The organism is Streptomyces sp. NPDC038280 (genome assembly GCF_055600045.1).
Genome location: NZ_JBVJYZ010000007.1, coordinates 187,224 through 212,147 on the forward strand (window position 1 = coordinate 187,224; position 24,924 = coordinate 212,147).

A 24,924-nucleotide genomic window follows, 5' to 3' on the forward strand; every position below is an offset into this window, starting at 1 on the left:
GAGGACGGTCGTACGGCTCCCCCCGGGCCTCAGCGCCCCGGCCGCACCGACAGGTCGTTGATCTCCGCGTCGCGCGGCAGGTCGATGGCCGTGAGGATCGCCGTGGCGACGGACTCCGGGTCGATCCAGCGGGAGGCGTCGTACTCCTTGCCCTCCTGCGAGTGCACCTTGGCCTGCATGGGACTGGCGGTGCGGCCCGGGTAGACCGAGGTGACGCGGACGCCGTTCCCGTGCTCCTCGTGGCGCAGGGAGTCGGCCAGCGCCCTCAGGCCGTGCTTGGAAGCCGCGTAAGCACCCCACTCCGCATGGGCGTTGAGCCCGGCGCCGGAGTTCACGAACAGCACCAGGCCCTGACCGGCCCGGATCTGAGGGAGGAACAGCCGGGTCAGCTCGGCGGGGGCGATCAGATTGGCGTTGAGCTGCTGGTGCCAGGTCTTGGGGCGCAGGTCCGCGATCGGCCCCAGGTCCACGATGCCGGCGATGTGCAGCAGGGAGTCCAGCCGGTCCGGCATGGCCTGCTGGCCGAGCGCCCAGGAGATGCGGTCGGGGTCGGCCAGGTCGGCGACGAGCGTACGCGCGCCGGGGTGGGCGGCGGCCAGCTCCTTCGCCCGTCCGGCGTTGCGCGCGAGGAGTACGAGGTCGTCGCCGCGCTCGTGCAGCCGGCGCGCGACGGCCGCGCCGATGCCGGACCCCGCGCCGGTGATCAGATGGGTAGCCATGCCCCCATGCTCGCACTACCGGATGCCGGCGCTCTCTTCGAGGTAGGCGAGGGCCGAGACCCCGTCCTCGGCGAAGAACACCAGCTCCGTGAGGGGCAGCGGCAGGAAGCCCTCGTCCTCCATCCGCCGGAACTGCTCCTTCAGACCGTCGTAGAACCCGGCGGTGTTGAGGAGCACGACCGGCTTGGTGTGCTTCCCGTGCTTCTTCAGCTCCAGGATCTCGGTGGCCTCGTCGAGGGTGCCGGTGCCGCCGACCATGATGACGATCGCGTCCGACTTGGCGAGCAGCAGGGCCTTGCGCTCCGCGAGGTCTCTGGCGATCACCATCTCGTCGGTGTCCGGGCGGGCCTTGTGCGCCAGGAAGTCGACGGAGACACCGACGAGCCGCCCGCCCGCCTCCTGCACTCCGTCCGCGACGACCTTCATCAGACCGACGTCGGAGCCGCCCCACACCAGGGTGTGGCCGCCCTTGCCGAGCAGCTCGGCGAATTCGCGGGCCGGTCCGGTGTAGCGCTCGTCGAGGTCGGCGGCCGAGAGGAATACGCAGATGTCCATGGGCTCCACGGTAAGCCCCGCCACCGACAGCGAGGATGCCGCGGGAAGGCAGCCGAAGACCGGTGGGTTCCGCGCGAGCGAGCGGCCCGGGGGCCGCTGCCGCTCAGACGCCCGCTTCGGCCGTACGCCGAGCCGTCGTCGCGATCGTCGCCGAACCGACCACGCGCGTGCCGTCGTAGAGAACGATCGCCTGGCCCGGAGCCACCCCGCGCACGGGCTCGGCGAAGGTCACGCGCAGCGTTCCGTCGACCAGCTCCGCCGAGACCTCCGTCTCGCCGCCGTGGGCGCGGAGCTGCGCCGTGTAGGTACCGGGGCCCTCCGGGGCCGTACCGCACCAGCGGGGCTTGATCGCGGTGAGGGCGGTGACGTCGAGCGCCTCCACCGGGCCGACCGTGACCGTGTTGTTCACCGGCGAGATGTCCAGGACGTAGCGCGGCTTGCCGTCGGCGGCCGGGTGGCCGATGCGCAGGCCCTTGCGCTGGCCGATGGTGAAGCCGTACGCGCCCTCGTGGGTGCCGAGCTTCTGGCCGGTCTCGTCGACGATGTCACCCTCGGCCGTACCGAGCCTGGACGCCAGGAAGCCCTGGGTGTCGCCGTCGGCGATGAAGCAGATGTCGTGGCTGTCGGGCTTCTTCGCCACCGCCAGCCCGCGCCGCTCCGCCTCCGCCCGGATCTCGTCCTTGGTGGTCAGCGTGTCCCCGAGCGGGAACATGGCGTGGGCGAGCTGCTTCTCGTCCAGGACGCCGAGCACGTACGACTGGTCCTTGGCCATGTCGGACGCCCGGTGCAGCTCGCGGGAGCCGTCCTCGGCGACGACCACGGTCGCGTAGTGGCCCGTGCAGACGGCGTCGAAGCCCAGCGCGAGCGCCTTGTCGAGCAGCGCCGCGAACTTGATCTTCTCGTTGCAGCGCAGACACGGGTTGGGCGTCCGGCCCGCCTCGTACTCGGCGACGAAGTCGTCGACGACGTCCTCGCGGAACCGCTCGGCGAGGTCCCAGACGTAGAAGGGGATGCCGATGACGTCCGCCGCGCGCCGCGCGTCGCGGGAGTCCTCGATGGTGCAGCAGCCGCGCGCGCCGGTGCGGAAGGACTGCGGATTCGCGGAGAGCGCGAGGTGGACCCCGGTGACGTCGTGCCCGGCCTCGGCGGCGCGGGCGGCGGCGACGGCGGAGTCCACGCCGCCCGACATGGCGGCGAGCACGCGCAGGGGGCGCTGGGGAGTCTGAGTCATAGCCCTACCAGGGTACGGGCCCGCGGGAACCAGGAGCACGTGAGTATGCGTTGGCGCTCGTATGGGGAGCGAACCGAAGCGGGGGGTCGGCCGGCGGACCGTGCTGATCGGCGGCGGAGCCGCGGTGGCGGGTGCGGCGCTGCTGGCCAGGGACGAGCTGAGGCGTGCCTGGTGGCGGCTGCCCGGTACGGAGAAGAAGCGCGTGGAGGGTGAGCTTGACCACCCGGGGGCGGAGTGGACGTCGGCGGCGCGGGCGAACTGGCGGCGGGCGGACCGCCCGGACGACTTCACGATCGACCGGGTCGTCATCCATGTCGTCCAGGGCACCTATCCGAGCGCCCTGAAGGTCTTCAAGAACCCGGGCCACGGAGCCGCGACGCACTACGTGGTCCGCAAGGACGGGCACATAGCGCAGATGATCCGCGAGCTGGACGTGGCGTTCCACGCGGGCGACCGCGACATGAACGAGCGCAGTGTCGGCATCGAGCACGAGGGGTTCGTGGACCGCCCCCAGGGCTTCACACCGCAGATGTACGCGGCGTCGGCGCGGCTGACCGCGGGGATCTGCGGGCGGTACGGCATCCCCGTCGACCGCGAGCACATCATCGGCCACGTCGAGGTGCCGGGCACGGACCACACCGACCCGGGGCCGCACTGGGACTGGGACCGCTACCTGGGGCTCGTGCGGTCCGCGTCCGTCGTGAGCGCGGCTAGCTGAGTCCTGCCGTACGGGCCCGCTCCACCGCCGGACCGATGGCCTCCGCCACGGCCGCCACGTCCTCCTTGGTGGAGGTGTGGCCGAGGGTGAAGCGCAGGGTGCCGCGCGCGAGGTCGGGGTCGGTGCCGGTGGCCAGCAGCACGTGGCTCGGCTGGGCGACGCCCGCGGTGCAGGCGGACCCGGTGGAGCACTCGATGCCCTGGGCGTCGAGGAGCAGGAGCAGGGAGTCGCCCTCGCAGCCGGGGAAGGTGAAGTGGGCGTTCGCGGGGAGCCGGTCGTCCGGGTCGCCGCCGAGGATCGCGTCGGGCACCGCGCTGCGGACCGCCGCCACGAGGTCGTCGCGGAGCGCGCCGATCTCGCGGGCGTACTCCTCGCGGCGCTCGGCGGCGAGCCGGCCCGCGACGGCGAACGCCGCGATCGCCGGGGCGTCGAGGGTGCCGGAGCGGACATGGCGCTCCTGCCCGCCGCCGTGGAGCACCGGGACGGGGCTGTACTCGCGGCCCAGCAGCAGGGCGCCGATGCCGTAGGGGCCGCCGATCTTGTGACCGGAGACGGTCATGGCGGCGAGTCCCGAGGCGGCGAAGTCGACCGGAAGCTGACCGAGGGCCTGGACCGCGTCGGCGTGCAGCGGGACGCCGAACTCACTTGCCACGTCGGCCAGTTCACGCACCGGCATGACGGTGCCGATCTCGTTGTTGGCCCACATGACGGTGGCCAGGGCCACGTCGTCGGGGTTCCGCGCGATCGCCGCCCGCAGGGCCTCGGGGCTCACCCTGCCGTACCGGTCGACCGGCAGATACTCGACCGTCGCGCCCTCGTGCTCGCCGAGCCAGTCCACGGCGTCCAGGACGGCGTGGTGCTCCACGGGGCTGGCCAGGACCCTCACGCGGCGGGGGGCGGCGTCGCGGCGTGCCCAGTACAGGCCCTTCACGGCGAGGTTGTCGGCCTCGGTGCCGCCCGAGGTGAAAACGACCTCGCTGGGCCGGGCGCCCAGTGCGGCGGCGAGCGTCTCGCGGGCCTCCTCGACGGTGCGGCGGGCCCGGCGTCCGGCGCCGTGGAGCGAGGAGGCGTTGCCGGTCACGGTGAGCTGGGCGGTCATCGCCTCGACCGCCTCCGGCAGCATGGGAGTGGTCGCGGCGTGGTCGAGGTATGCCATGGTGATCCGATTCTACGAGCCCACTGGCCCCCTCCCCGCCGGGCGTACGGCTTGGCCGGTTTACGCCATCCAGCGTGGACGCCCGGGGGACGAACCGAGGACGGCCCGAAGCGCTCAGCCGCACAGCGCGACGGCCTCGGCCGCCTCGGCCGGGGGAGGGCCCGGGCGGTGGCGGCGCGATCCCTCCGTGCCGGCCGCGCTCCGGGTACACCGGGACCCCGGACGCGGGGAGCGCCCCGACGTCCCGGTGGATCGTGCGTACGGGGACTTCGAGGCGCTCGGCGCGCTCGGTCGCGGGGACGGGACCCCGGGTCCGGAGCAGTAAGCGGTATGAGGAGGGAGAGCAGCCGGCCGGGCTCAGCCGGCCGACGCTTTCCCGCGTGTGCGCGGGCGGTCGGGCTTCAGCCGGCCGACGCTATCCCCGGGGCGCGCGGGCCAGTTGGCGGGACTGGGCGACGAGCCGGTCGGCGCTGTCCCAGACCTCGGCGTCCTCCTCCAGGAAGCCCCCGGCGAGGTTGCGGGTGGTGATGGCGACGCGCAGCGGGCCGGGCGCGGGACGGCAGCGCACATGGGTGGTGAGTTCGACGGTCGGCGTCCAGCCCTTGAGGCCGAGCTCGAAGGAGGTCGGCGGCAGCGCGTCGACGGTGAGCAGCAGCGAGAGGGGGTCGGCGTCGCGGCCGTCGGCGAGACCGAACCAGCCGCGCATCTCGCCCTTGCCGGACGGAGCCCCGACGGCCCAGCCCACGGTCGCGGGGTCGAGCTTGATGTCGAGGCGCTCGGTGATGGCGGACGACCCGGGGATCTTGGGCGCGGGGCCGTCGGAGGGGCCGAAGCAGTGGTCGCGCGGCGGGATGGCCGGCGGCGTCGCCGTGGTCCGGACCTCGTCGGCCAGCGTGTCGAGGTCTCCGTACGAGGCCAGGACCCGGATGCGCTCGACCTCGGTGCCGTCCTCGGCGTACTGGAAGAGGGACGCCTGGCCGGTGGAGAGGGTGCGGCCGGTGCGGACCACCTGGGTGCGGATGACGGCCGGACCCGGGGCGGACGGAGTGAGGTAGTGCGCGGAGACCGTGAACGGGTCGGGGTGGGGCAGGGCGTCACCGAGGGCGCGGCCGAGGAGGGCGAGGAGGTATCCGCCGTTGACGGCGTGAATGATCGTCCAGCCCGCGGAGAGGTCCGCGTCGTAGACGCCCGGTTCGCGCAGGGTGACAGCGGTGTCGCGGTCGAACTCGCTGTCCCCGATGGTTGCCTGTGCCTGTGCTGCCTGTGCCATGGCGGCACCGTACAACAAACAATTACTAAGCGGTAGCTTTTTGGGGGTCCTCGCTCGCCGAGGAGCGGCGGTTCCAGGCGCGGGGGGCCCGCCAGTGGAAGCGCATCGCCAGCAGCCGCAGCAGGAACGCGGTCACCACGGCGAGGCCGCTGGTGCCGGCGTTCAGCACGTCGAAGCGGATGCAGAGCACCACCATCGTGGATCCGACGATCGCCGGGACGGCGTAGAGATCACGGTCCCAGCGCAGCAGCGAGGGCACCTCGTTGGCGAGCACGTCCCGCAGCACACCGCCGCCGACGGCGGTGGCGAGGCCCAGCGCTGCGGAGGCGGTCAGACCGAGGCCGTACTCGTACGCCTTCGTGGTGCCGGTGACGCAGAACAGCCCGAGACCGGCGGCGTCGAACACGTTGACGGCGGTCTGGGTGCGCTCGACCTGCGGGTGGAGGAAGAAGACGAAACCCGTCGCGACGAGCGGCATGAGGAAGTAGCCGAGATCGGTGAAGGCGGCCGGGGGTACGGCGCCGATGATCAGGTCGCGGAAGAGTCCTCCGCCGAGCGCCGTGACCTCGGCGAGGACGGCGATGCCGAAGACGTCGAAGTTCTTGCGGACGGCGAGGAGGGCGCCGGAGATCGCGAAGACGAAGATGCCGACGAGATCGAGCGCGTGCTGGACGGAGGGGGTGAACAGTTCGTGGAGCACCGCGTCATTGTGCCGGGCCCGCCCACGGCCGACGGCCCCGGGCACGCGCGCGGGGCCCCACGGGGCGCGGGCGGTCGCGGCGGGGCCGTTCCTCGTGACCGCGACGGCCCCGGGCACGCGCGCGGGGCCCCACGGGGCGCGGGCGGTCGCGGCGGGGCCGTGAAGCACGGCCGCCCGGGCCTGCCCGAGTCCGGGCGAACCGCCGGCCCCGGCGCCCGGGGGCGCCGGGCGCGCGCAGGCCAAGAGCCAGGGGCGGCGCTGATACCCCCGGAGGGCCCACCGCGCGCAGGCGAAGAGCCAGGGGTCGGGCGCTGATCCCCCGAGCACAGCCCACCGCACGCAGGCCAAGAGCCAGGGGTCGGGCGCTGATCCCCCGGGCACGGCCCCCGCGCGCAGGCCGAGCCGCCGACCAGAGTGCGCTCCGGCTGGAAGGCTCACCATCCGCATGATCTACGGCACGTCGGCCGGCGAGACCGTGGCGGCGGCCGCCGAGGACCTGGCCGACGCCTGGAAGAGGATCGGCGTCGACGTACCGCTGGGGGCGCTGTCCGACGCGGCCACGCCCAGAGCCAAGGGCCGGGGCGCCGGGCCCCCGGCCCCGGCGCTTCCCCTTCTTACTTCTCCGGCTCCCGAGCCGGCTTCGCCGGCTCGGGCTCCTCTGCCGAAGGCGCCTTCGTCACCGAGACGATCTCCACCGCTTCCCGGGCGGACGGCAGCACCGTCTCCTCCGGGGCCTGGTCCGGCGCGTTCTCCGGGTGGTGGCAGGCCACCTGCTGGCCCGGCTTCAGCTGCAGCAGCGGCGGTTCCTGCGTCTTGCAGATCTCCGTCGCCTTCCAGCACCGCGTGTGGAAGCGGCAGCCGCTCGGCGGCGCGATGGGCGACGGCACGTCTCCCTTGAGCAGGATGCGCTCGCTCTTCACGCCCTTGCGCCGCGGGTCGGGCACCGGCACGGCCGACATCAGCGCCTTGGTGTACGGGTGCATCGGCGCCTCGTACAGCGACTTCCGGTCCGCCAGCTCGACGATCTTGCCGAGGTACATCACGGCGATCCGGTCCGAGACGTGACGGATCACGGACAGGTCGTGCGCGATGATCACATACGTCAGGCCCAGCTCCTCCTGGAGGTCGTCCAGCAGGTTCACGACCTGGGCCTGGATCGACACGTCCAGCGCGGAGACCGGCTCGTCCGCCACGACCAGCTTCGGGTTGAGCGCGAGTGCGCGGGCGATGCCGATGCGCTGCCGCTGGCCGCCCGAGAACTCGTGCGGGTAGCGGTTGTAGTGCTCGGGGTTGAGGCCCACCAGGCCCAGCAGCCGCTGGACCTCCTTCTTGACCCCGCCCTCGGGCTCGACGCCCTGAAGCCGGAACGGCGCGCTGACGATCGTGCCGATCGTGTGGCGCGGGTTCAGCGACGAGTACGGGTCCTGGAAGATCATCTGGATGTCGCGGCGCAGTGGCCGCATCGCGCCCGCCGACATGTGCGTGATGTCGTGGCCGTCGAACTCGACCTTTCCGCCGGTCGGTTCGAGCAGCCGCGTGATCAGCCGGCCCATCGTCGACTTGCCGCAGCCGGACTCGCCCACGACGCCCAGGGTCTCGCCCGGCAGCACGTCGAAGGAGATGCCGTCGACCGCCTTGACCGCGCCGCTCTGGCGCTGGAGCAGGCCTTTGCGGATCGGGAAGTGCTTGACCAGCCCCTCGACCTTGAGCAGCGGCTCAGCGGATGCATTCTTGTCGGTCACATCGGTCACAGCTTCGGCGCAATCTCTTCGGTCCAGATCCGGGTCCGCTCCTCCTGCGACATGTGGCAGGCCGAGAAGTGCCCGCTGCCGACGCCGCTTCCGGTCTCCGTCAGCTCGGGGCGGGTGGTCCGCGTGATGTTGTCCTTGGGGATGTCCGCGTACGGGCAGCGCGGGTTGAAGGCGCAGCCGCTGGGGACGTTGATCAGGGACGGCGGGGAGCCCTTGACCGGAATGAGGCGTTCGGTCTGATCCCGGTCGATGCGCGGCATCGAGCCCAGCAGGCCCCAGGTGTAGGGGTGCCGGGGCTCGTAGAAGACCTGCTCGGCCGTGCCGCGCTCGATGCACCGGCCGCCGTACATCACGAGCAGCTTGTCGGCCATCTCGGCGACGACACCCAGGTCGTGCGTGATCATGATGACCGCGGAGCCGAACTCCTTCTGCAGATCCCGGATCAGGTCCAGGATCTGCGCCTGGACGGTGACGTCGAGCGCCGTCGTCGGCTCGTCCGCGATGAGCAGCTGCGGGTTGTTGACCAGGGCCATCGCGATCATCGCGCGCTGGCGCATACCGCCGGAGAACTCGTGCGGGTAGGAGTCGACGCGCTTGCCCGGCTCGGGGATGCCGACGCGGTCGAGCATCTCGATCGCCCGGGTGCGGGCGGCCTTCTTGGTGACCTTGTTGTGGACCCGGTACGCCTCCACGATCTGCGCGCCGACCGTGTAGTACGGGTGCATCGCGGAGAGCGGGTCCTGGAAGATCATGGCCATCTTCTGGCCGCGCAGCTGCCGCACGTGGTCGGCGTCGGCGCCGATCAGCTCCTCGCCGTCCAGCCAGACCTCGCCGGAGATCTTCGCGTTCGGCGCGGCGCGGTGGAGTCCCATCACGCCCAGCGAGGTGACCGACTTGCCGGAGCCGGACTCGCCGACGATGCCGAGGGTCTCGCCGGCCTTGACGTCGAAGCTGACGCCGTCGACCGACTTGACCAGGCCGTCGTCGGTGGTGAAGTGGATGCGCAGATCGCGCACGGAGAGGAAGGAGTCCTCGGTGCCGGACCGCTGGGCGGGCACCGGCTCACCCAACGCGGCAGACGGCGCGGCAGACGCCATACCGGCGGTCTGCTCCTTGGAAACCTCGCTCACGAGTACCTCACCCTGGGGTCGATGGCGGCGTACACCAGGTCCACCAGCAGATTGCAGAAGACGATGAAGAAGGCGGCGGTCAGGGTCACGCCCATCACGATCGGCAGGTCGTTGTCCCGCACGCTCTTGATGGCGTACTTGCCCATGCCCTCGAAGGAGAACACCGTCTCGGTGATGACGGCGCCGCCGAGCAGCAGACCGAAGTCCATGCCGAAGATGGTGACGATCGGGGTGAGTGCGGCCCGCAGCCCGTGCTTGCCGATGACCTGGCTCTCCTTGAGGCCCTTGGCGCGGGCGGTACGGATGTAGTCCTCACCCATCGTCTCCAGCATTCCGGCCCGGGTGAGCCGTGCGTAGAGCGCGGAGTAGAGGAAGGCCAGCGAGCACCAGGGGACGAGCAGGTTCCACGCCCACTCGGCGGGGTTCTCGGTGAACGGCACGTAGTTGATGCCGTCCCAGACCGGCCACTGGACCGTGAGGACGCCCAGCGCGAGCATGCCGGTGAAGAAGATCGGGAGGGAGACGCCGGCGAGGGCGACGCCCATGAAGAAGCGGTCGAGCAGGGAGCCACGCTTCAGCGCGGAGACGACGCCGGTGGCGACACCGGTGACCAGCCAGATCACCGCCGCACCGATGGCCAGCGAGAAGGTGACCGGGACGCGGCCGATGATCTCCGGCCACACCTCGATGTGGCGCTTGAAGGAGTAGCCGAAGCACGGAGCGTCACAGTGCGAGGCGTCGGGACCGAACTTGTAGTCGGCGCCGACGAAGATCTGCCGGATGAAGTCCCAGTACTGGACGTACAGCGGCTTGTCGAGGCCGAGGTTCGCCTTGACCGCGGCCACTGTGTCGGGGTTGGCGTCCTTGCCCACGTACTGGGCCGCCAGTTGGTCCATCGTCTGGCCCGCGAGGCGGGGGACGAGGAAGAAGATCGCGAAGGTGACTGCGCTGACGATCAGCAGCAGTAGCACCGCGCCGAAGACGCGTCGGATGAAGTACGCAGCCACAGCTATCCGGCGCCGGTGCCCGCCGGCCGCCGGCCCGCTCCCTTGTGAGGAGCGGCCGGCCGGCCGGCGGACACCGGAGCCATCACCTGCCTTTCGAACTCTCGGGGTGGGACCCGCCTGCTACTTGGCGGAGCCCATCAGCAGGTAGTCGTACATGCCCAGGTAGGCCTGGGTGATGGTGACGTTGGTCGCCGACTCGGGCCGCAGAAGCAGGTTCTTGCGGTAGATCAGCGGGACCGCGGTCGCGCCCTCGATGACCGTCTTGTCGACCTCGCCCCAGACCTTCTCGCGGGCGGCGGTGTCCGTGGTGGCGATGCCCTCGTTGAGGAGCTGGTTGACCTTCGGGTCGTTCAGCTCCTGGACGTTGTTGCCACCGGCCGGCTTGATGGCCGAGCCGTTGACGATCTGGTCGAGGAAGCCGAAGCCCGTCGGCCAGTCCGCACCCCACGCGGTCATGATCATGCCGAGCTTGTTGGCGTGCACGTAGCTCGGGTTGCCCGCGAAGTTCTGGAAGTACTTACCGGCCGGGAAGGTCTTGATCTCGGCCGTGATGCCGATCTTCTTCAGCGACGCCTGGACCGCGGTGGCCATGGCCATCTCGGCCGGACGGTCCGAACGGGCCGACAGGTTGGTCTTGAAGCCGTTCGGCTGACCGCACTTCTTCAGCGACTCCTTGGCCTTGGCCATGTCGCCCTTGAAGCCCTCGGACGGGTACAGGTCGAACTTCGTGTAACCGGCCACGGTCGGCGGGATCAGCGTGGTCGCCGGGTCACCCTTGGGCGCGCCGCCCTGGGCGGCCGCGACGGACGCCTTGTCGATGCCCCACTGAACGGCCTTGCGGCACTCGATGTTGTTGAACGGGGCGACGTTGACGTTCAGGCCGATGTACGACGTGGCGCCCGCGTACGGGTTGTCCGTCTGCTTCTTCAGCTTGGCGTCGGTGAGGACCTTCGGCTGGGTGGCCGGGGCGACACCGGTGCCGGCGCCGTCGACGGTGAGGTTGTCGGAGATCAGGTTGCCGTCGATCGTCTCCTGCTTCACGCCGAAGCGCAGGGTGATCTTGTCCGGCAGGGCCTTGCGGACCGGGTCGGTCTTCGGGTCCCAGTTCTCGTTGCGGACGAGGGTGGCGCCCTTGCCCTCCTCGTACGACTGGAACTTGTACGGGCCCGAGGAGACCATCTTCTTGACGTACTCGGCGCCCTTGTCGGCCGCGCGCGGCACGGGGGCCGTCTGCGAGAAGGTCGCCAGGTAGTCGAAGTCCGCGAAGGCGTTCTTCAGCTTGAAGACGATGGTGAGGTCGTCCGGCGTCTCGATGGAGGCGAGGCCGGCCGGGTTCTTGTCCTTGTAGGGACCCTTGTAGGTGTCACCACCGATGAGGTGTGCCTTGAAGTACGTCGGACCGTTCGCCAGCGCCTCGGGGCTGAAGTTCGAGCGCTCGACGGCGTACTTGACGTCCTTCGAGGTGATCGGCGTGCCGTCCTCGAACTTCAGGCCCTTCCGGAGGGTGTACGTCCAGGTCTTCGCGCCGTCACTGGGCTTGCCCAGCGACTCCGCGAGGTCGGGGACGACCTCCAGGCCCTCCTTGTCGGCGGCCGGCTTGAAGGAGGTCAGCGTGCGGCCGTACAGGCGGGCGAAGTTCTGGATCCAGCCGTAGTACGTGTTGCCCGGGTCGAGGGAGTCCGGCTCGTCCGAGAACTCGTAGGAGACCGTGCCGCCCTTCTTGTCGGACTTGTTGACGACGGAGGTCAGCGCGGCGTCAGCCGTACCGGAACCGCCCTTGCCCTTGTCGTCCTTGGAACCACCACACGCGGACGCCCCCAGCGCCAGCACCACTGCTGTGGCGACCAGAACTGTCGCTTTTCTAGTCTTCACCTGAGGAAAGCCCCCTCATTCGTTGGTTACTTGCTGCGCGGGTCGAGGGCATCTCGCAGCCCGTCGCCCAGCAGGTTGAAGGCCAGGACCGTGATGAAGATCGCGATGCCCGGCACGAGCATGTACTGCGGATCGGCCGCGTAGGTGTCGACCGCGGTGGTGAGCATTCCGCCCCAGGAGGCCTGCGGCGGAGCGATGCCGACGCCGAGGTAGCTGAGTCCCGCCTCGAAGAGGATGTTGGTGGGGATCAGCAGCGTGGCGTAGACCAGGATCGGTGCCACCAGGTTGGGCAGCAGCTCACGGAAGAGGATGAACGGGCCACGTGCGCCGAGCGACCTGGAGGCCTCGACGAACTCGCGGTTGCGCAGCGTCATCGTCTGGGCCCGCACGATTCGGCCCATGTAGGGCCAGCTGAAGAAGCCGATCACGAAGATCAGCACACCGATCCGCAGCGGCAGACCGCTCAGGCCGAACGCGCCGTCCTGAAGGGTCGCCGAGAGGGAGATGGCGAAGAGGAGGAGCGGGAACGCCAGGAAGGTGTCCATCATCCGGCTGATCAGGGCGTCGACCCAGCCGCCGTAGAAACCGGCGACGATGCCCATGACCACGCCGATGACCACGGAGAGCACGGTGGCGCCTCCCGCGACGAGCAGCGAGACCCAGGAGCCCTCGATGACACGGGCCAGGATGTCTCGGCCGAACTGCGGGTCGACACCGAGCGGGTGGTCCCAGCTCATGCCGCCGAAGGCACCCTTCGGGGCCAGCAGGGCCGGGTCGATGAGGTCCTGGTGGAACTCATTGGGGTCGAGGCCGAAAACCGCCTGGATCGGCTTGGCCAGGACGGCCATCAGTACGAGCAGGATCACGATGATTCCGCCCGCTATCGCCATCTTGTCGCGCTTGAAGCGCGCCCAGGCGATCTGACCGAGGGAACGGCCTTCGATCTGGCTCTGTTTGACCCCCGTGAGTACTGCCTCCGGCTGAGCCTCGGCAGCCGATCCGGTGGTCTCGATCGGTGCGGTCACAGTGCCTTAGACCCCTCCCGGCCGGCGGTGACCGGCCCGTACCCGCTGCTGTCACGGCTTGTCTCGCATCAGGTGATGGCGCAAGTCATGCCGATGGTGCGGAAATTACCCATGACGCCGCATGTGATGCGACTCGTACAAAGGACCGACGGTTCTTTGTTAGCGGGGAGTCTTCAACGGGTTTGCGATCACCCGCCAGACCTGGCGGGGAATGGTTGCTCAAACGTGATGCGGGGCGTGAGGTTCCGTTATCCGGACGCGGTGATCGCGTCAGCGGACCATCTCGGTCACTATTCCACCAGATCGGACATGACGGCCAACTGCCCCAACCGCTGGCGCAATTGGGGCAGAAGGATCGTGCGGATGTCAGTACGCGCGGGGAGCGGCCGGCGGATAGCCGTAACCGGGTGCCTGCGGCTGCGGAGCCGCGTGCGCGTCCCGGTCGTAGAAGGGCCGGGCGTTGGCCCGCAGCCACATCGTCACCGGGTCGTACTCGTCGGACATGGCGACCGTCGAGACGGGCAGCCCGTCGGGCACGGCGGCGATGGACTGCTGCATCATCGCGCGGACCGCGTCGACGGACGGGCCGCTGGTGTCGTACAGATCGAGGCCGATCGCGAGGTACGGGGAGCCGAGCGCCGGCTGGACCCAGGCGCGACGCAGCGAACGGACCGCGGCGGTGCGGTGGGCGTTCTGCGTGAGCAGGGCGTAGAACTGCGGGATCTCGATGGCCGGTTCGGTCAGCCGCAGGGGTCCCGCCGGCATCCGGTCGAGGCCGGTGGCGATCCGACGCAGATCGGCCCAGGGGATGCCGAGACCGCCGCCGGGGGCATGGGGATTGAGCCAGATGCCCCACCGGTCGGGATAGAGGGCGCGGGCGACGTCGCGGCCGCTGATCACTTCATGGGCGCGGGTCCAGCCGGAAGCGGAGAGCTCCTGGGTGGAGGTGACGCAGGGCGCGTAGCCCAGGCCGTCGACCTCCATGTTCCCGTACTGCGCCTCGGGCGAGCCGGCCGTGCCGTGCCACAGCAGCATCCAGACCTGGCCGTCGGCGAGCGCGTGCAGCAGCGACTCGTACGCGTCGTAGCGTCCGGGCGTCACCTGGCGCAGCATGTGCTCGACCTGCCCGGCCGCAGCGGTGCCTGACGCGCTCACCTTGGGTTCCGCCCCTCTTCGATCCACCGAACCAGCTTATGCGTGCTTGTGCGCGGTCCCGCTTACGCGGGCACCCGCTGGTAGAAGGGGCGCACCTTCTCCAGCATCCAGTCGCCGACCGGGTCCTGGGCGACGTCCAGGAGGACGAGGTTCACCGGCCACGACACGGCGGCCCGGCCGAGCGCGCGGCCGAGGGCATCCATCGGCGCGTTGCGGTCGGCGCCCTCCCAGGAGGCGAGCTGGACACCTATGAACAGGGACGGCGCCTCGCCTTCGACGCTGGCCAGGCCGCGGCGGGCGCTGAGGACCACACCGGTGGCCTCGAACTCGGCGGAGGCGACGGCGAGGAAGTCGACGGGGTCGTCCTGCCAGTCGGGCTCGAAGAGCCGGACCCGGCCACCGCTCGCGGGACCGTCCAGGGGGGTGCGGCCGACCCGGCACAGTTCGGCCACGGCGGGCGGCGGCAGGGGGAGGCCGACGGCGCCGCCGGGGTTCACCGCGATGCCGAGCTGCGGCGGCAGACCACGGGCGAGGTCACGGGCGGGGGCGACGGTGAAGGACATGTGGCCGCCGACGCAGGCGAGGAACTGCTGCTCGGAGCTGAAGACGGGGACGTACGGAAGTCCCTCGATCTCCATGGTCGGCAGATCGAGGTCCCTGCTGTCCGGTCCTCCGCCGTTGGGCAGGGGCACCCAGACGGAGCTGCGTCCCAGTACTTCGACGAGCCGGCCTCCCGCCGAGGGGTTGCCGAGCGAGGCGGCGAGCACCTCTTCCAGCTCGTTGCCCGGCCATGCACTGTCCACTGGTCGCTTCCCCTTCTGACCCGATCCCGGCAGAACCCTAACGCCGGGGCGGCGGCGGAAGGGCGCGCTGTGTCGAAAAGGACAGTGAGGGCCGGCTTCCGGTTCCACGGTTCCCCGGAACGGGCGGGTCGGTGGAGGTGGGTCCGGGCGGGGCGGTTCAGGCGGGGGCCGCGAAGGAGATGCGCTGAAGGGCGGTCGCCGCGTCACGGTCCAGAAGCGTCACGGAGGAGCAGCCGCGCGGGAGGTGGGCCGACTCCGCGTCGCGCAGCAGCCGGGAGACGGCGCGACGGTGGCGGGCGAAGGCGTAGCCGGAGACGCCCCGGCCGCGCTCGCGCTGGCCGGCCCTGGCCGTCCCGGGCGTGACGTCCAGCAGGAGCAGGTGCAGCGCGCCGCCGCGGCGCCGCGCCTCGCGGGCGAGCAGGCGCCTGACCCAGGTCTGGGTGCCGCAGTCGTGGACGACGACGCTCTCGCCGGAGCGCAGCGCCCGCCACAGGCCCGCGTAGTGGGCGATCCGGGCCGCCGGGCGGTAGACGGCATAGGGAAGGAAGGACGGCATCCGCGCCTCCCAGCGTTCGCGGGCGTCCTGCGAGTCGATCCCGCACTCCTGGGCCGTGCGCCGGATCAGCGTCGACTTTCCGCTGCCGGGCAGCCCGGAGACGACCACGATGTCCCCGGCCGCGAAGGTGAGGGCCCTGGGTCCCCGGCCGCCGCGCTCCCGCAGGTCGCGCGGGACCGGCGCGGCGGCCGCCGCGCGCACCCGCCCGCGCGGCGTGGGCAGCCCCGCCGTCGTCGCGTACGCACCTGTCCGCTGCAACGTCATCGCTTCTCCCCTGTCGGGTCGTCGGACCCTTGCCCATGGAGTGTAAAGAAACAGTAATGAGGCACAAGCGATTTGCCGATGAGATCCCTCGTGCAATGATGTGCGCGCCAAGCGCACACGCGTGCGCAGACAACCTCATACCGGCCGCTTGAATCCGCGCGGGAGAGTCCCGGGGGCGCAGTGACACCCCGGGCGCCGAAGGAGCAAGTTCCTCCCTTGAATCTCTCAGGCCCCGTACCGCGTGGATGAGGCAGATCTGAAAAGCGAGCCGCCTGGCGGCTCCACCCAAGGTGCAAGTCATGACCCGATGTACGTAAGGGTCGTGGTGAACCTCTCAGGTTCCGATGACAGATGGGGAGGATTGTCCTCGCCATCTCATGCCCTGGGACCCGGGAGCCACATCCATGAGCACTGCCCCCCGCCTGACAGCCCTCGATGCCCTGCATCGTTCGCTGGGCGCGACCATGACCGACTTCGCGGGCTGGGACATGCCGCTGCGGTACGGGAGCGAGCGCGACGAGCACAACGCCGTACGGACCAGGGCGGGTCTCTTCGACCTGTCCCACATGGGCGAGATCGCCGTCACCGGCCCGCAGGCCGTGGACCTGCTGAACTACGCGCTGGTCGGCAACATCGGCACCGTGGGCCCCGGCCGCGCCCGCTACACGATGATCTGCCAGGAGGACGGCGGCATCCTCGACGACCTGATCGTGTACCGGCTCCAGGAGCAGGAGGCCGCACCGGCCGAATATCTGGTCGTCGCGAACGCCTCCAACGCGCAGGTCGTCCTCGACGCCCTCACCGAGCGCGCCGCGGGCTTCGACGCCGAGGTACGGGACGACCGTGACGCCTACGCGCTGATCGCCGTCCAGGGCCCCGAGTCCCCCGGCATCCTCGCCTCGCTCACCGACGCCGACCTGGACGGGCTGAAGTACTACGCCGGCCTGCCGGGCACGGTCGCCGGGGTCCCCGCGCTGATCGCCCGTACCGGCTACACCGGCGAGGACGGCTTCGAGCTCTTCGTGGCCCCCGAGCACGCCGTGGAGCTGTGGCAGGCCCTGACCAAGGCCGGCGAGGGCGCCGGTCTGGTCCCGGCCGGTCTCTCCTGCCGCGACACGCTGCGCCTGGAGGCGGGCATGCCGCTGTACGGGCACGAGCTGACCACCGCCCTGACCCCCTTCGACGCCGGTCTCGGGCGCGTGGTCAAGTTCGAGAAGGAGGGTGACTTCGTCGGCCGCGCGGCCCTGGAGGCGTCCGCCGAGCGCGCCGCCACCAACCCGCCGCGCAAGCTGGTCGGCCTCGTCGCCGAAGGCCGCCGGGTCCCCCGTGCGGGCATGGCCGTCGTCGCGGGCGGAAAGGTGATCGGTGAGGTCACCTCCGGGGCCCCCTCGCCGACGCTGGGCAAGCCGATCGCCATGGCCTATGTGGACGCGGCGCACGCCGAGCCGGGCACGCCCGGTGTCGGTGTCGACATCCGCGGTGCCCACGAGCCGTACGAGGTCGTGGCGCTGCCGTTCTACAAGCGCCAGAAGTGACACTCGGTACCTCCCGTATCTCTCCCCCGTTCATCAGCACTCCCCCGCGTACAGGAGAATTCAGGTCATGAGCAACCCCCAGCAGCTGCGCTACACCAAGGAGCACGAGTGGCTGTCGGACGCCGAGGACGGCGTGTCGACGGTCGGCATCACGGAGTTCGCGGCGAACGCGCTCGGTGACGTCGTCTACGCCCAGCTCCCCGAGGTCGGGGACACGGTCGCCGCGGGCGAGACCTGCGGTGAGCTGGAGTCGACCAAGTCGGTCAGCGACCTGTACTCGCCGGTGTCCGGCGAGGTCGTCGCGGCCAACCAGGACGTGGTGGACGACCCGTCCCTGGTGAACTCCGCTCCCTTCGAGGGCGGCTGGCTGTTCAAGGTACGGGTGAGCGAGGAGCCGAACGACCTGCTCTCCGCCGACGAGTACACCGCGTTCTCCGGCAACTAAGGATGTCCCCGATGTCGCTTCTGAACACCCCTCTCCATGAGCTGGACCCGGATGTCGCCGCCGCCGTCGACGCCGAGCTGCACCGCCAGCAGTCCACCCTCGAGATGATCGCCTCGGAGAACTTCGCTCCGGTCGCCGTCATGGAGGCCCAGGGCTCGGTCCTCACCAACAAGTACGCCGAGGGCTACCCCGGCCGCCGCTACTACGGCGGCTGTGAGCACGTCGACGTGGTCGAGCAGATCGCGATCGACCGCATCAAGGAGCTGTTCGGCGCCGAGCACGCCAACGTCCAGCCCCACTCGGGCGCGCAGGCCAACGCCGCCGCGATGTTCGCGCTGCTCAAGCCAGGCGACACGATCATGGGCCTGAACCTGGCCCACGGCGGTCACCTGACCCACGGAATGAAGATCAACTTCTCCGGCAAGCTCTACAACGTGGTCGCGTACCACGTCGACGACGCCACCGGTGAGGTCGACATGGCCGAGGTCGAGCGCCTCGCCAAGGAATCCAAGCCGAAGCTGATCATCGCCGGCTGGTCCGCCTACCCGCGTCAGCTCGACTTCGCCGCCTTCCGCCGGATCGCCGACGAGGTCGGCGCGTACCTGATGGTCGACATGGCGCACTTCGCCGGCCTGGTCGCCGCGGGTCTGCACCCCTCGCCGGTGCCGCACGCGCATGTCGTCACCACGACCACGCACAAGACGCTGGGCGGCCCCCGCGGCGGTGTCATCCTGTCGACCGCCGAGCTCGCCAAGAAGATCAACTCGTCGGTCTTCCCCGGTCAGCAGGGTGGCCCGCTGGAGCACGTGATCGCGGCCAAGGCCGTCTCCTTCAAGATCGCCGCCTCCGAGGAGTTCAAGGAGCGCCAGCAGCGCACGCTGGAGGGTGCCCGCATCCTCGCCGAGCGCCTGGTCCAGGCCGACGTCACCGAGCACGGCGTCTCGGTCCTGTCCGGCGGCACCGATGTGCACCTGGTCCTGGTGGACCTGCGCAACAGCGAGCTGGACGGCCAGCAGGCCGAGGACCGTCTCCACGAGGTCGGCATCACGGTCAACCGGAACGCGATCCCGAACGACCCGCGTCCGCCGATGGTCACCTCGGGTCTGCGCATCGGTACGCCGGCGCTGGCCACGCGCGGTTTCCAGGCCGACGACTTCGCCGAGGTGGCGGACATCATCGCCGAGACCCTGAAGGCCGCCTCTCCCTTTGGGGCTGCCGAAGCGGACGCCCTCAAGGCACGGGTCTCGGCCCTCGCCGACAAGCACCCGCTGTACCCCGGTCTGAAGTAGTTTCGACCCTTTCTGTTGTAGTTTCGTTCGTACGAGCATCCGGGGCACCGCGCACACTGGACAGTGAGCGCGGTGCCCCATCCCTTCTCCGCGCTTTCTGCTCCACCCCGGCAGACAACGGCGTCTACCCACCCCCACAAGGAGTTCCCCCGTGGCCATCTCGGTCTTCGACCTGTTCTCGATCGGCATAGGCCCGTCCAGCTCCCACACGGTGGGCCCGATGCGGGCGGCGCGGATGTTCGCCCGTCGCCTGAAGAACGAGGGCCTGCTGGCCCACACCGCCTCCATACGGGCCGAGCTGTACGGCTCGCTCGGCGCGACCGGCCACGGCCACGGCACGCCCAAGGCCGTCCTGCTGGGCCTGGAGGGCAATTCCCCCGGCACGGTCGACGTGGAGAGCGCCGACGAGCAGGTCGAGCGGATCAAGTCCGCCAAGCGGCTCAGCGTCCTCGGGGTGCACGAGATCGGCTTCGACTTCGACGAGGATCTGATCCTGCACCGCCGCAAGGCCCTGCCTTACCACGCCAACGGCATGACGATCTTCGCCTACGACGCCGAGGGCGCCCTGATCCTGGAGAAGACGTACTACTCGGTCGGCGGCGGCTTCGTCGTCGACGAGGCCGCGGTCCAGGGGGAGAACCCGATCGTCCCGGACGACACCGTGCTGAAGTACCCCTTCCGCACCGGTGACGAGCTGCTGCGGCTCTCCCGCGAGACGGGTCTGTCGATCTCCGCGATGATGCTGGAGAACGAGAAGGCCTGGCGCTCCGAGGAGGAGATCCGCGCGGGTCTGCTGGAGATCTGGCGCGTCATGCAGGCCTGCGTCTCGCGCGGCATGTCCCGTGAGGGGATCCTGCCCGGCGGCCTGAAGGTCCGCCGGCGCGCCGCGAACTCGGCCCGCAAGCTGCGCTCCGAGGGGGACCCGGCCGCGCTCGCCATGGAGTGGATCACCCTCTACGCCATGGCCGTGAACGAGGAGAACGCGGCGGGTGGCCGGGTCGTCACCGCGCCCACGAACGGCGCGGCGGGCATCATCCCGGCGGTCCTGCACTACTACATGAACTTCGTGCCCGGCGCCGACGAGGACGGTGTGGTCCGCTTCCTCCTCGCCGCGGGCGCCGTCGGCATGCTCTTCAAGGAGAACGCCTCGATCTCCGGCGCCGAGGTCGGCTGCCAGGGCGAGGTCGGCTCGGCCTGCTCGATGGCGGCCGGCGCGCTCGCCGAGGTGCTGGGCGGCAGCCCGGAGCAGGTGGAGAACGCGGCCGAGATCGGGATGGAGCACAACCTCGGCCTGACCTGCGACCCGGTCGGCGGTCTGGTCCAGATCCCGTGCATCGAGCGCAACGGCATGGCGGCGGTGAAGGCGGTCACGGCCGCGAAGATGGCGATGCGCGGCGACGGCAGCCACCTGGTCTCCCTCGACAAGGTCATCAAGACCATGAAGGAGACCGGCGCGGACATGTCGGTCAAGTACAAGGAGACCGCGCGCGGCGGTCTCGCGGTGAACATCATCGAGTGCTGAGGCTCATCCCGCGCCGATCCAGTGGGGGTCGGGAACGACGGTCAGGACGGCCGACAGGAGCATGACCCCCATGAGCGCGGCCAGCTCGATCCGGGCGGGCGGCCCCGGGTCCCCTCCGCCCACCATCCGGCGGCGGGCGACGAGCGCGAGGCCGCTGGCCGCGCCGACCACCACGAGTTTGGCTATCAGGACCCTGCCGTAGGCCGTGGTGAACACGGCCTCCAGCGGAAGCTTGCGCAGCGTGGAGCAGATGCCGGTGCCCACGACGGCGGCGAAGGCCCATGCCGCCATCCTGGCGTATCCGGCCAGTACGTCCCGGCCGCCGCGGCGCAGGGCCATGGTGCGCAGCACGCGCAGCAGCGTGCCGGACCACAGGGACGCGGCCGTCAGGTGGACGACGGTCAGCGCGGTGCCGATGGCGGGCCAGTAGGTCTCGGGGTGCGCGCGAACCGCCTCCGCCGCGATCACGACCACGAGCGGCACCACCGCCCATCGGGGCTGCCCGAGTGCCAGACAGCCGGCCGCGACCGCGAAGCCGTTGATGGTGAACAGCAGCAGGCGGCCCTCGCGCAGTCCGTGGACGGCGGCCAGGTCCAGACCGCTGACGGCGGACAGGAGCGCGATCTGGCCGGTCGACGCGACGACGCCGGCGAGGGCGGCGGGCAGGGCCCACGAGCCGGGGCGGGGTCCACGGCCGGCCAGGTGCTCGCCGGCCAGGTCGCCGATCGTCACGGCGAGCCCGGCGAAGACCACCACGCGCAGGACGGATGTGATCCCGGCGGCGGGGACGGGGAGCTCCCCGGTGCCGCGGGCGGCGAGCCGGGCTCCGAGCAGGGCGATGCCGAACCCGGTGAGCGCGGCGCCGGTGAGCAGCAGGGCACGCGCCGTCGACCGAGTGCGGAGCTGGGTGCCGTCAGGTCCGGAGAGGGTCACCGGACGATCGTCACCGAGCCGCCGTGGGGCGGCAACCGGAGACGAGGCGGGCGGCGTCGGCGTGGAGCGCGACGCCGCCCCCGCGAGGTCAGGCCTTGTTGATGTGGGCCCAGAACTCGTCGAAGGACAGCTTGCCGTCGCCGTTGCCGTCCTGGGCGTTGATGACCGCCTGGGCGACCGGCTCGGTGACGTTGAAGTCACCCAGCTGCGCCATGACGCTCTTGTACTCGGCGGCGGTGATCATTCCGTCCCCGTCCACGTCGAACCGCTCGAATGCCGTGCGCGCCGACTCGATGTCCGCCACTGCTTCCACCCCATTCTTGGTGCCTAACTGACGGGGGTCAGATTATCGGCAGCGCCCGGTGCGTCCGGCCTCGGCCCATGGCGGATCATGGGCGTATGAGTGAGTACGTAGCGCGGATCCTGGCGGCGGCCGCGCGGGGGCGGTTCCCGCCGGCGGACGGGGCGACGGCGGTGGTGCCGCAGCCGAACCGGCGCGACGCCGGGGTCCTGGCGTTCACCGCGCACACGGTGGTGTTCACCGACGAGGACCCGGCCTGGGTGCGCGCGGCGCTGGCCGCCACGTCGGGCGATCCGCTCGCCGCGTCGATGAACCCCGGTTTCCTCGGCGCGCTGATGGCCAGGACCGGCCGGCACATGAACACGATCGATCTGCTGACGGTCGCGGACGCCCTGCCCGGGGGGCCGGAGATCGCGCTGCGGGAGATCGAGGACCCGGCGCACCCGCGCGTCGCACGGGCGATGAAGTACCGCGACGACGTCCGGGTGTGGTCGGCGCCGGGCGGCGTACTGATCCTCGGCCGTGGCGTCGCGGGCCGCTGGGAGGCCGCGATCGAGGTCGACGAGACGGCGCGCGGCGGGGGCCTGGGCCGGGCCCTGGCGGTCGCGGCCCGGCATCTCGTCCCGGACACGGTGGTGTGGGCGCAGCAGTCGCCCGGCAACGCACGGAGCGTGCGGACGTTCCAGGCGGCGGGCTACCGCCCGGTGGGGTCCGAGGCGCTGCTCATCGCCGACTGACCGCCCTCGGTGTGCGCTGCGGGCCCCCGCGACCGTGCCGGGGGGCGCGCGGCGTCGTTCACACCGGTCAGCGGAAGATGCCGGTGTGGCCGAGCGAGTAGCGGCCGGGCTGCGGATAGACCGCGAGTCCGTGCGGTCCCCCGCCGACCGGGATCCGGGCGAGCTGCCGACCGGTCTTGGTGTCGATGGCGTACACCTCGGAGTTGTACCGGCCCGACAGCCACAGCACCTTGCCGTCGGCCGAGACCCCGCCCATGTCCGGGGAGCCGCCGTCCGGCAGCACCCACTTCTTCGTCAGCTTGTTCTGCGGGAAGTCGAAGACGGAGATGGTGCCCTCGCCGCGGTTGGAGACGTACATCTCCTTGGAGTCCCGGGAGACGTAGAGACCGTGGCAGCCCTTGCCGGTCGGCAGGAGCGTCGGGGTGGTGAACTTCTCGCCGTCCAGGACCCACATCCCGTGCGCCATCATGTCGGCGATGTAGAAGGTCTTGCCGTCCGGGGAGATCTTGACGTCCTGCGGCATGGCGCCCCCGAAGGGCAGCTTCTGCTGGCCGACGACCTTCATCTTCTCCGTGTCGACCTTGAGCAGCTCGCCGGAGAACTCGCAGGAGACGATGAAGTACCGGCCGTCCGCCGAGAAGTCGGCGTGGTTGACGCCGTAGCAGCTGACCGGTTCGGTGTGCACCCTGTCCATGGTGTGGGGGTCGCGGAAGACCAGCTCGCGGTCCATGGAGGCCATGACGACGGCGTACTTGCCGTTGGGCGTGAAGTACAGGTTGTACGGGTCGTGCACCTCCACCGGCTTGCCCGCGACACCGGTGGCCGGGTCGATCGGGGTGAGCGTGTGGCCGCGGTTGTTGTTGACCCAGAGGGTCTTCATGTCCCAGGACGGGACGACGTGCTGGGGCTGGACGCCGACCGGGATGGTCTCGACGACCTTGTACGTGGCGGGGTCGATGACCGAGACGGTGTTGGAGTTGGTGTTGGGTACGTAGACCCGGGAGGGGAAGCCCTTGACCGCGGGCGAGAGCTTGCCCGGCCGGTCGGCCGCGTAGATGTCCTTGGGGTCGAGGACCGGCGGCATCCCGGGCAGCCCCTCCGAACGCACGGGCTTCTTCTTGACGACGGGGGGCGCGGCGGCTTCGGTGCCGTGGCTCGTCTGCTGGGTTGCGGTGGTTCCACAGCCGGCGAGCGCGGTGAGCAGCGCGGCGGCGACGAGACTCTTGGTCAGCTTCGTGGGCATCAGGTCAGCAGCTCCGTGGTGGTCACCGCGCGCAGGCCGCGGCGGTCGAGGTCGTCGAGGAGGGCGGGCAGCGCGCCGACCGTGTCCGCGTAGCCGAAGTGCAGGCTCACCACGGACCCGCCGCGGACCTGCCCGGTGACGGTACGGACGACGGTCGGGGCGCCGGGCGAGGTGAAGTCGAGCGAGTCGACGTCGTAGGACAGGACGTGCGGGTAGCCGGCCCGCTGGGCGAGCTTCTGGACGAGCGGGGTCGCGCTCTGGGTGCGGGACGGGCGGAACCAGGTGCCGATGGAGCCGGTGAGCCGTCGCAGCCGGGTCGCGCACCCGGTGATCTCTGCGTAGGCCTCGGCCTCGGGCATCGCGTTGATGTCGAGGTGGCGCTGGGTGTGGTTGCCGAGGTCATGGCCACCGTCGAGGATCCGGCGGGCCATGTCGGGGTACTGGTCGAGCCAGTCGCCGACGGCAAGGACGGTGACATGGGCGCCGGCCCGCTCGGCCTCGCCGAGCAGCGCGCGGGCGATGGCGGGATCGCCTTGTCCGTGGAAGGTGAGGGCGATCCCGGGGCGGTCCCGGGGGCCGTTGCTGATCTGGGTGGGCCGGCCGGGAAAGCGCCGGGGGGCGGGGGCGGCGGGCGCGGCGGCCGGCCGGGTGGCTGCGGGGGCGGCGGGCGGTGCGGGAGGGGGCGACGGGGCGGGACCACTGTCCGTACAGGCGGTGGTGAAGGCTCCCACGGCGGCTGCCGCTGTCCCCGCGCGCAGTACGCCGCGGCGGTCGGTCAGGGTCACTCGACCATTTAAGGGGTGGTAGGACCGAAAGGTAATGATTGACCCAATTGACGCCCTTTGCGGGTCGTCTTGGAGCAGCCGCCCCACCATGGCTCCATTCAGTGAAGCACGCAGTAGATCCCATATTTATTCATGCTTTACGAGGCGAGTGACCCATCCCACCTACGATTCACCGGCGATCTGTCCGTGTTTGTAGATTTTCGACCCGCTATGGCCTTTTGG

24 protein-coding genes, 1 pseudogene and 1 riboswitch are annotated in these 24,924 nt (G+C 70.7%); of the genes and pseudogenes, 6 read left to right on the forward strand and 19 right to left on the reverse strand.

Going from position 1 to position 24,924, the window contains the following annotated elements; all coding sequences use genetic code 11:
• Positions 1-29: 29 nt before the first annotated feature.
• The 3 genes from ACZ7J0_RS17300 to mnmA form a co-directional block, all read right to left on the reverse strand.
• Entirely contained in the window at positions 30-719 is a 690-nt protein-coding gene (locus ACZ7J0_RS17300) for an SDR family oxidoreductase (RefSeq protein ID WP_470888167.1), read from the reverse strand.
• A 15-nt stretch (positions 720-734) separates the two neighbouring features.
• Positions 735-1,274: an LOG family protein gene (locus ACZ7J0_RS17305; protein WP_470888169.1), complete on the reverse strand. Its 540-nt coding sequence runs from the start codon at positions 1,272-1,274 to the stop codon at positions 735-737.
• 103 nt (positions 1,275-1,377) lie between these two features.
• Positions 1,378-2,505, reverse strand: a complete 1,128-nt coding sequence (gene mnmA / locus ACZ7J0_RS17310) for a tRNA 2-thiouridine(34) synthase MnmA (protein WP_469119387.1) — start codon at positions 2,503-2,505, stop codon at positions 1,378-1,380.
• Between the two features lie 61 nt (positions 2,506-2,566).
• On the opposite strand from mnmA, the gene ACZ7J0_RS17315 reads away from it, so the two are divergent.
• On the forward strand, positions 2,567-3,223 hold the full coding sequence (locus ACZ7J0_RS17315; protein ID WP_470888172.1) for an N-acetylmuramoyl-L-alanine amidase: 657 nt from the start codon (positions 2,567-2,569) through the stop codon (positions 3,221-3,223).
• Here the strand turns inward: ACZ7J0_RS17315 and ACZ7J0_RS17320 are convergent.
• The 12 genes and pseudogenes from ACZ7J0_RS17320 to ACZ7J0_RS17375 all read right to left on the reverse strand — a co-directional run bounded on the left by ACZ7J0_RS17320 (position 3,216) and on the right by ACZ7J0_RS17375 (position 15,912).
• On the reverse strand, positions 3,216-4,379 hold the full coding sequence (locus tag ACZ7J0_RS17320; protein WP_470888173.1) for a cysteine desulfurase family protein: 1,164 nt from the start codon (positions 4,377-4,379) through the stop codon (positions 3,216-3,218). The genes ACZ7J0_RS17315 and ACZ7J0_RS17320 overlap by 8 nt on opposite strands.
• Before the next feature lie 166 nt (positions 4,380-4,545).
• Positions 4,546-4,740: pseudogene (locus tag ACZ7J0_RS17325) on the reverse strand (HTH domain-containing protein); the annotation flags it as partial.
• A gap of 54 nt (positions 4,741-4,794) precedes the next feature.
• A complete protein-coding gene (locus ACZ7J0_RS17330) occupies positions 4,795-5,649 on the reverse strand; it encodes a thioesterase family protein (protein ID WP_470888175.1) in 855 nt (284 codons plus the stop codon).
• 25 nt (positions 5,650-5,674) lie between these two features.
• Positions 5,675-6,349, reverse strand: coding sequence for a trimeric intracellular cation channel family protein (locus ACZ7J0_RS17335; RefSeq protein WP_470888177.1), 675 nt, complete (start codon positions 6,347-6,349; stop codon positions 5,675-5,677).
• A 614-nt stretch (positions 6,350-6,963) separates the two neighbouring features.
• Positions 6,964-8,091, reverse strand: a complete 1,128-nt coding sequence (locus tag ACZ7J0_RS17340; protein ID WP_470888179.1) for an ABC transporter ATP-binding protein — start codon at positions 8,089-8,091, stop codon at positions 6,964-6,966.
• A 5-nt stretch (positions 8,092-8,096) separates the two neighbouring features.
• Positions 8,097-9,197 (reverse strand): ABC transporter ATP-binding protein, encoded by a 1,101-nt coding sequence (locus tag ACZ7J0_RS17345; RefSeq protein WP_470888359.1) that lies wholly within the window; start codon positions 9,195-9,197, stop codon positions 8,097-8,099.
• 29 nt (positions 9,198-9,226) lie between these two features.
• Positions 9,227-10,237, reverse strand: coding sequence for an ABC transporter permease (locus ACZ7J0_RS17350; RefSeq protein WP_468706784.1), 1,011 nt, complete (start codon positions 10,235-10,237; stop codon positions 9,227-9,229).
• A 120-nt stretch (positions 10,238-10,357) separates the two neighbouring features.
• Positions 10,358-12,109 carry an ABC transporter substrate-binding protein gene (locus tag ACZ7J0_RS17355; protein WP_470888182.1) on the reverse strand — a complete coding sequence of 584 codons (1,752 nt, stop codon included), beginning with the start codon at positions 12,107-12,109 and terminating at the stop codon, positions 10,358-10,360.
• Between the two features lie 26 nt (positions 12,110-12,135).
• A complete protein-coding gene (locus tag ACZ7J0_RS17360; protein ID WP_470888184.1) occupies positions 12,136-13,134 on the reverse strand; it encodes an ABC transporter permease in 999 nt (332 codons plus the stop codon).
• A 366-nt stretch (positions 13,135-13,500) separates the two neighbouring features.
• On the reverse strand, positions 13,501-14,289 hold the full coding sequence (locus ACZ7J0_RS17365) for an enhanced serine sensitivity protein SseB C-terminal domain-containing protein (protein WP_470888186.1): 789 nt from the start codon (positions 14,287-14,289) through the stop codon (positions 13,501-13,503).
• A 62-nt stretch (positions 14,290-14,351) separates the two neighbouring features.
• Positions 14,352-15,092: an enhanced serine sensitivity protein SseB gene (locus ACZ7J0_RS17370; protein WP_470888188.1), complete on the reverse strand. Its 741-nt coding sequence runs from the start codon at positions 15,090-15,092 to the stop codon at positions 14,352-14,354.
• Positions 15,093-15,249: 157 nt separating this feature from the next.
• Positions 15,250-15,912, reverse strand: a complete 663-nt coding sequence (locus ACZ7J0_RS17375; protein ID WP_470888190.1) for an AAA family ATPase — start codon at positions 15,910-15,912, stop codon at positions 15,250-15,252.
• A gap of 149 nt (positions 15,913-16,061) precedes the next feature.
• A riboswitch (glycine riboswitch) is annotated at positions 16,062-16,162 on the forward strand.
• 154 nt (positions 16,163-16,316) lie between these two features.
• On the opposite strand from ACZ7J0_RS17375, the gene gcvT reads away from it, so the two are divergent.
• The 4 genes from gcvT (at position 16,317) to ACZ7J0_RS17395 (ending at position 20,703) form a co-directional block, all read left to right on the forward strand.
• Complete coding sequence (gene gcvT, locus ACZ7J0_RS17380; RefSeq protein ID WP_470888192.1) at positions 16,317-17,447, forward strand: glycine cleavage system aminomethyltransferase GcvT; 1,131 nt, start codon at positions 16,317-16,319, stop codon at positions 17,445-17,447.
• Positions 17,448-17,514: 67 nt separating this feature from the next.
• A complete protein-coding gene (gcvH, locus tag ACZ7J0_RS17385; protein WP_468706799.1) occupies positions 17,515-17,892 on the forward strand; it encodes a glycine cleavage system protein GcvH in 378 nt (125 codons plus the stop codon).
• 11 nt (positions 17,893-17,903) lie between these two features.
• Positions 17,904-19,181: a serine hydroxymethyltransferase gene (gene glyA / locus ACZ7J0_RS17390; RefSeq protein ID WP_470888194.1), complete on the forward strand. Its 1,278-nt coding sequence runs from the start codon at positions 17,904-17,906 to the stop codon at positions 19,179-19,181.
• 151 nt (positions 19,182-19,332) lie between these two features.
• Positions 19,333-20,703: an L-serine ammonia-lyase gene (locus ACZ7J0_RS17395; RefSeq protein WP_470888196.1), complete on the forward strand. Its 1,371-nt coding sequence runs from the start codon at positions 19,333-19,335 to the stop codon at positions 20,701-20,703.
• 3 nt (positions 20,704-20,706) lie between these two features.
• On the opposite strand, the gene ACZ7J0_RS17400 is transcribed toward ACZ7J0_RS17395, so the two are convergent.
• Positions 20,707-21,636: a CopD family protein gene (locus ACZ7J0_RS17400; RefSeq protein WP_470888198.1), complete on the reverse strand. Its 930-nt coding sequence runs from the start codon at positions 21,634-21,636 to the stop codon at positions 20,707-20,709.
• Positions 21,637-21,724: 88 nt separating this feature from the next.
• A complete protein-coding gene (locus ACZ7J0_RS17405; protein ID WP_468707401.1) occupies positions 21,725-21,940 on the reverse strand; it encodes an EF-hand domain-containing protein in 216 nt (71 codons plus the stop codon).
• Between the two features lie 95 nt (positions 21,941-22,035).
• Here ACZ7J0_RS17405 and ACZ7J0_RS17410 point away from each other — a divergent pair, with 95 nt between their 5' ends.
• Positions 22,036-22,674 (forward strand): GNAT family N-acetyltransferase, encoded by a 639-nt coding sequence (locus tag ACZ7J0_RS17410; protein WP_470888200.1) that lies wholly within the window; start codon positions 22,036-22,038, stop codon positions 22,672-22,674.
• A gap of 67 nt (positions 22,675-22,741) precedes the next feature.
• Here ACZ7J0_RS17410 and ACZ7J0_RS17415 read toward each other — a convergent pair whose 3' ends face one another.
• Both ACZ7J0_RS17415 and ACZ7J0_RS17420 read right to left on the reverse strand, forming a co-directional pair.
• Entirely contained in the window at positions 22,742-23,917 is a 1,176-nt protein-coding gene (locus tag ACZ7J0_RS17415) for a YncE family protein (protein ID WP_470888202.1), read from the reverse strand.
• On the reverse strand, positions 23,917-24,702 hold the full coding sequence (locus tag ACZ7J0_RS17420) for a polysaccharide deacetylase family protein (RefSeq protein ID WP_470888204.1): 786 nt from the start codon (positions 24,700-24,702) through the stop codon (positions 23,917-23,919). The genes ACZ7J0_RS17415 and ACZ7J0_RS17420 overlap by 1 nt, the downstream gene beginning before the upstream one ends.
• Between the last annotated feature and the right edge of the window lie 222 nt (positions 24,703-24,924).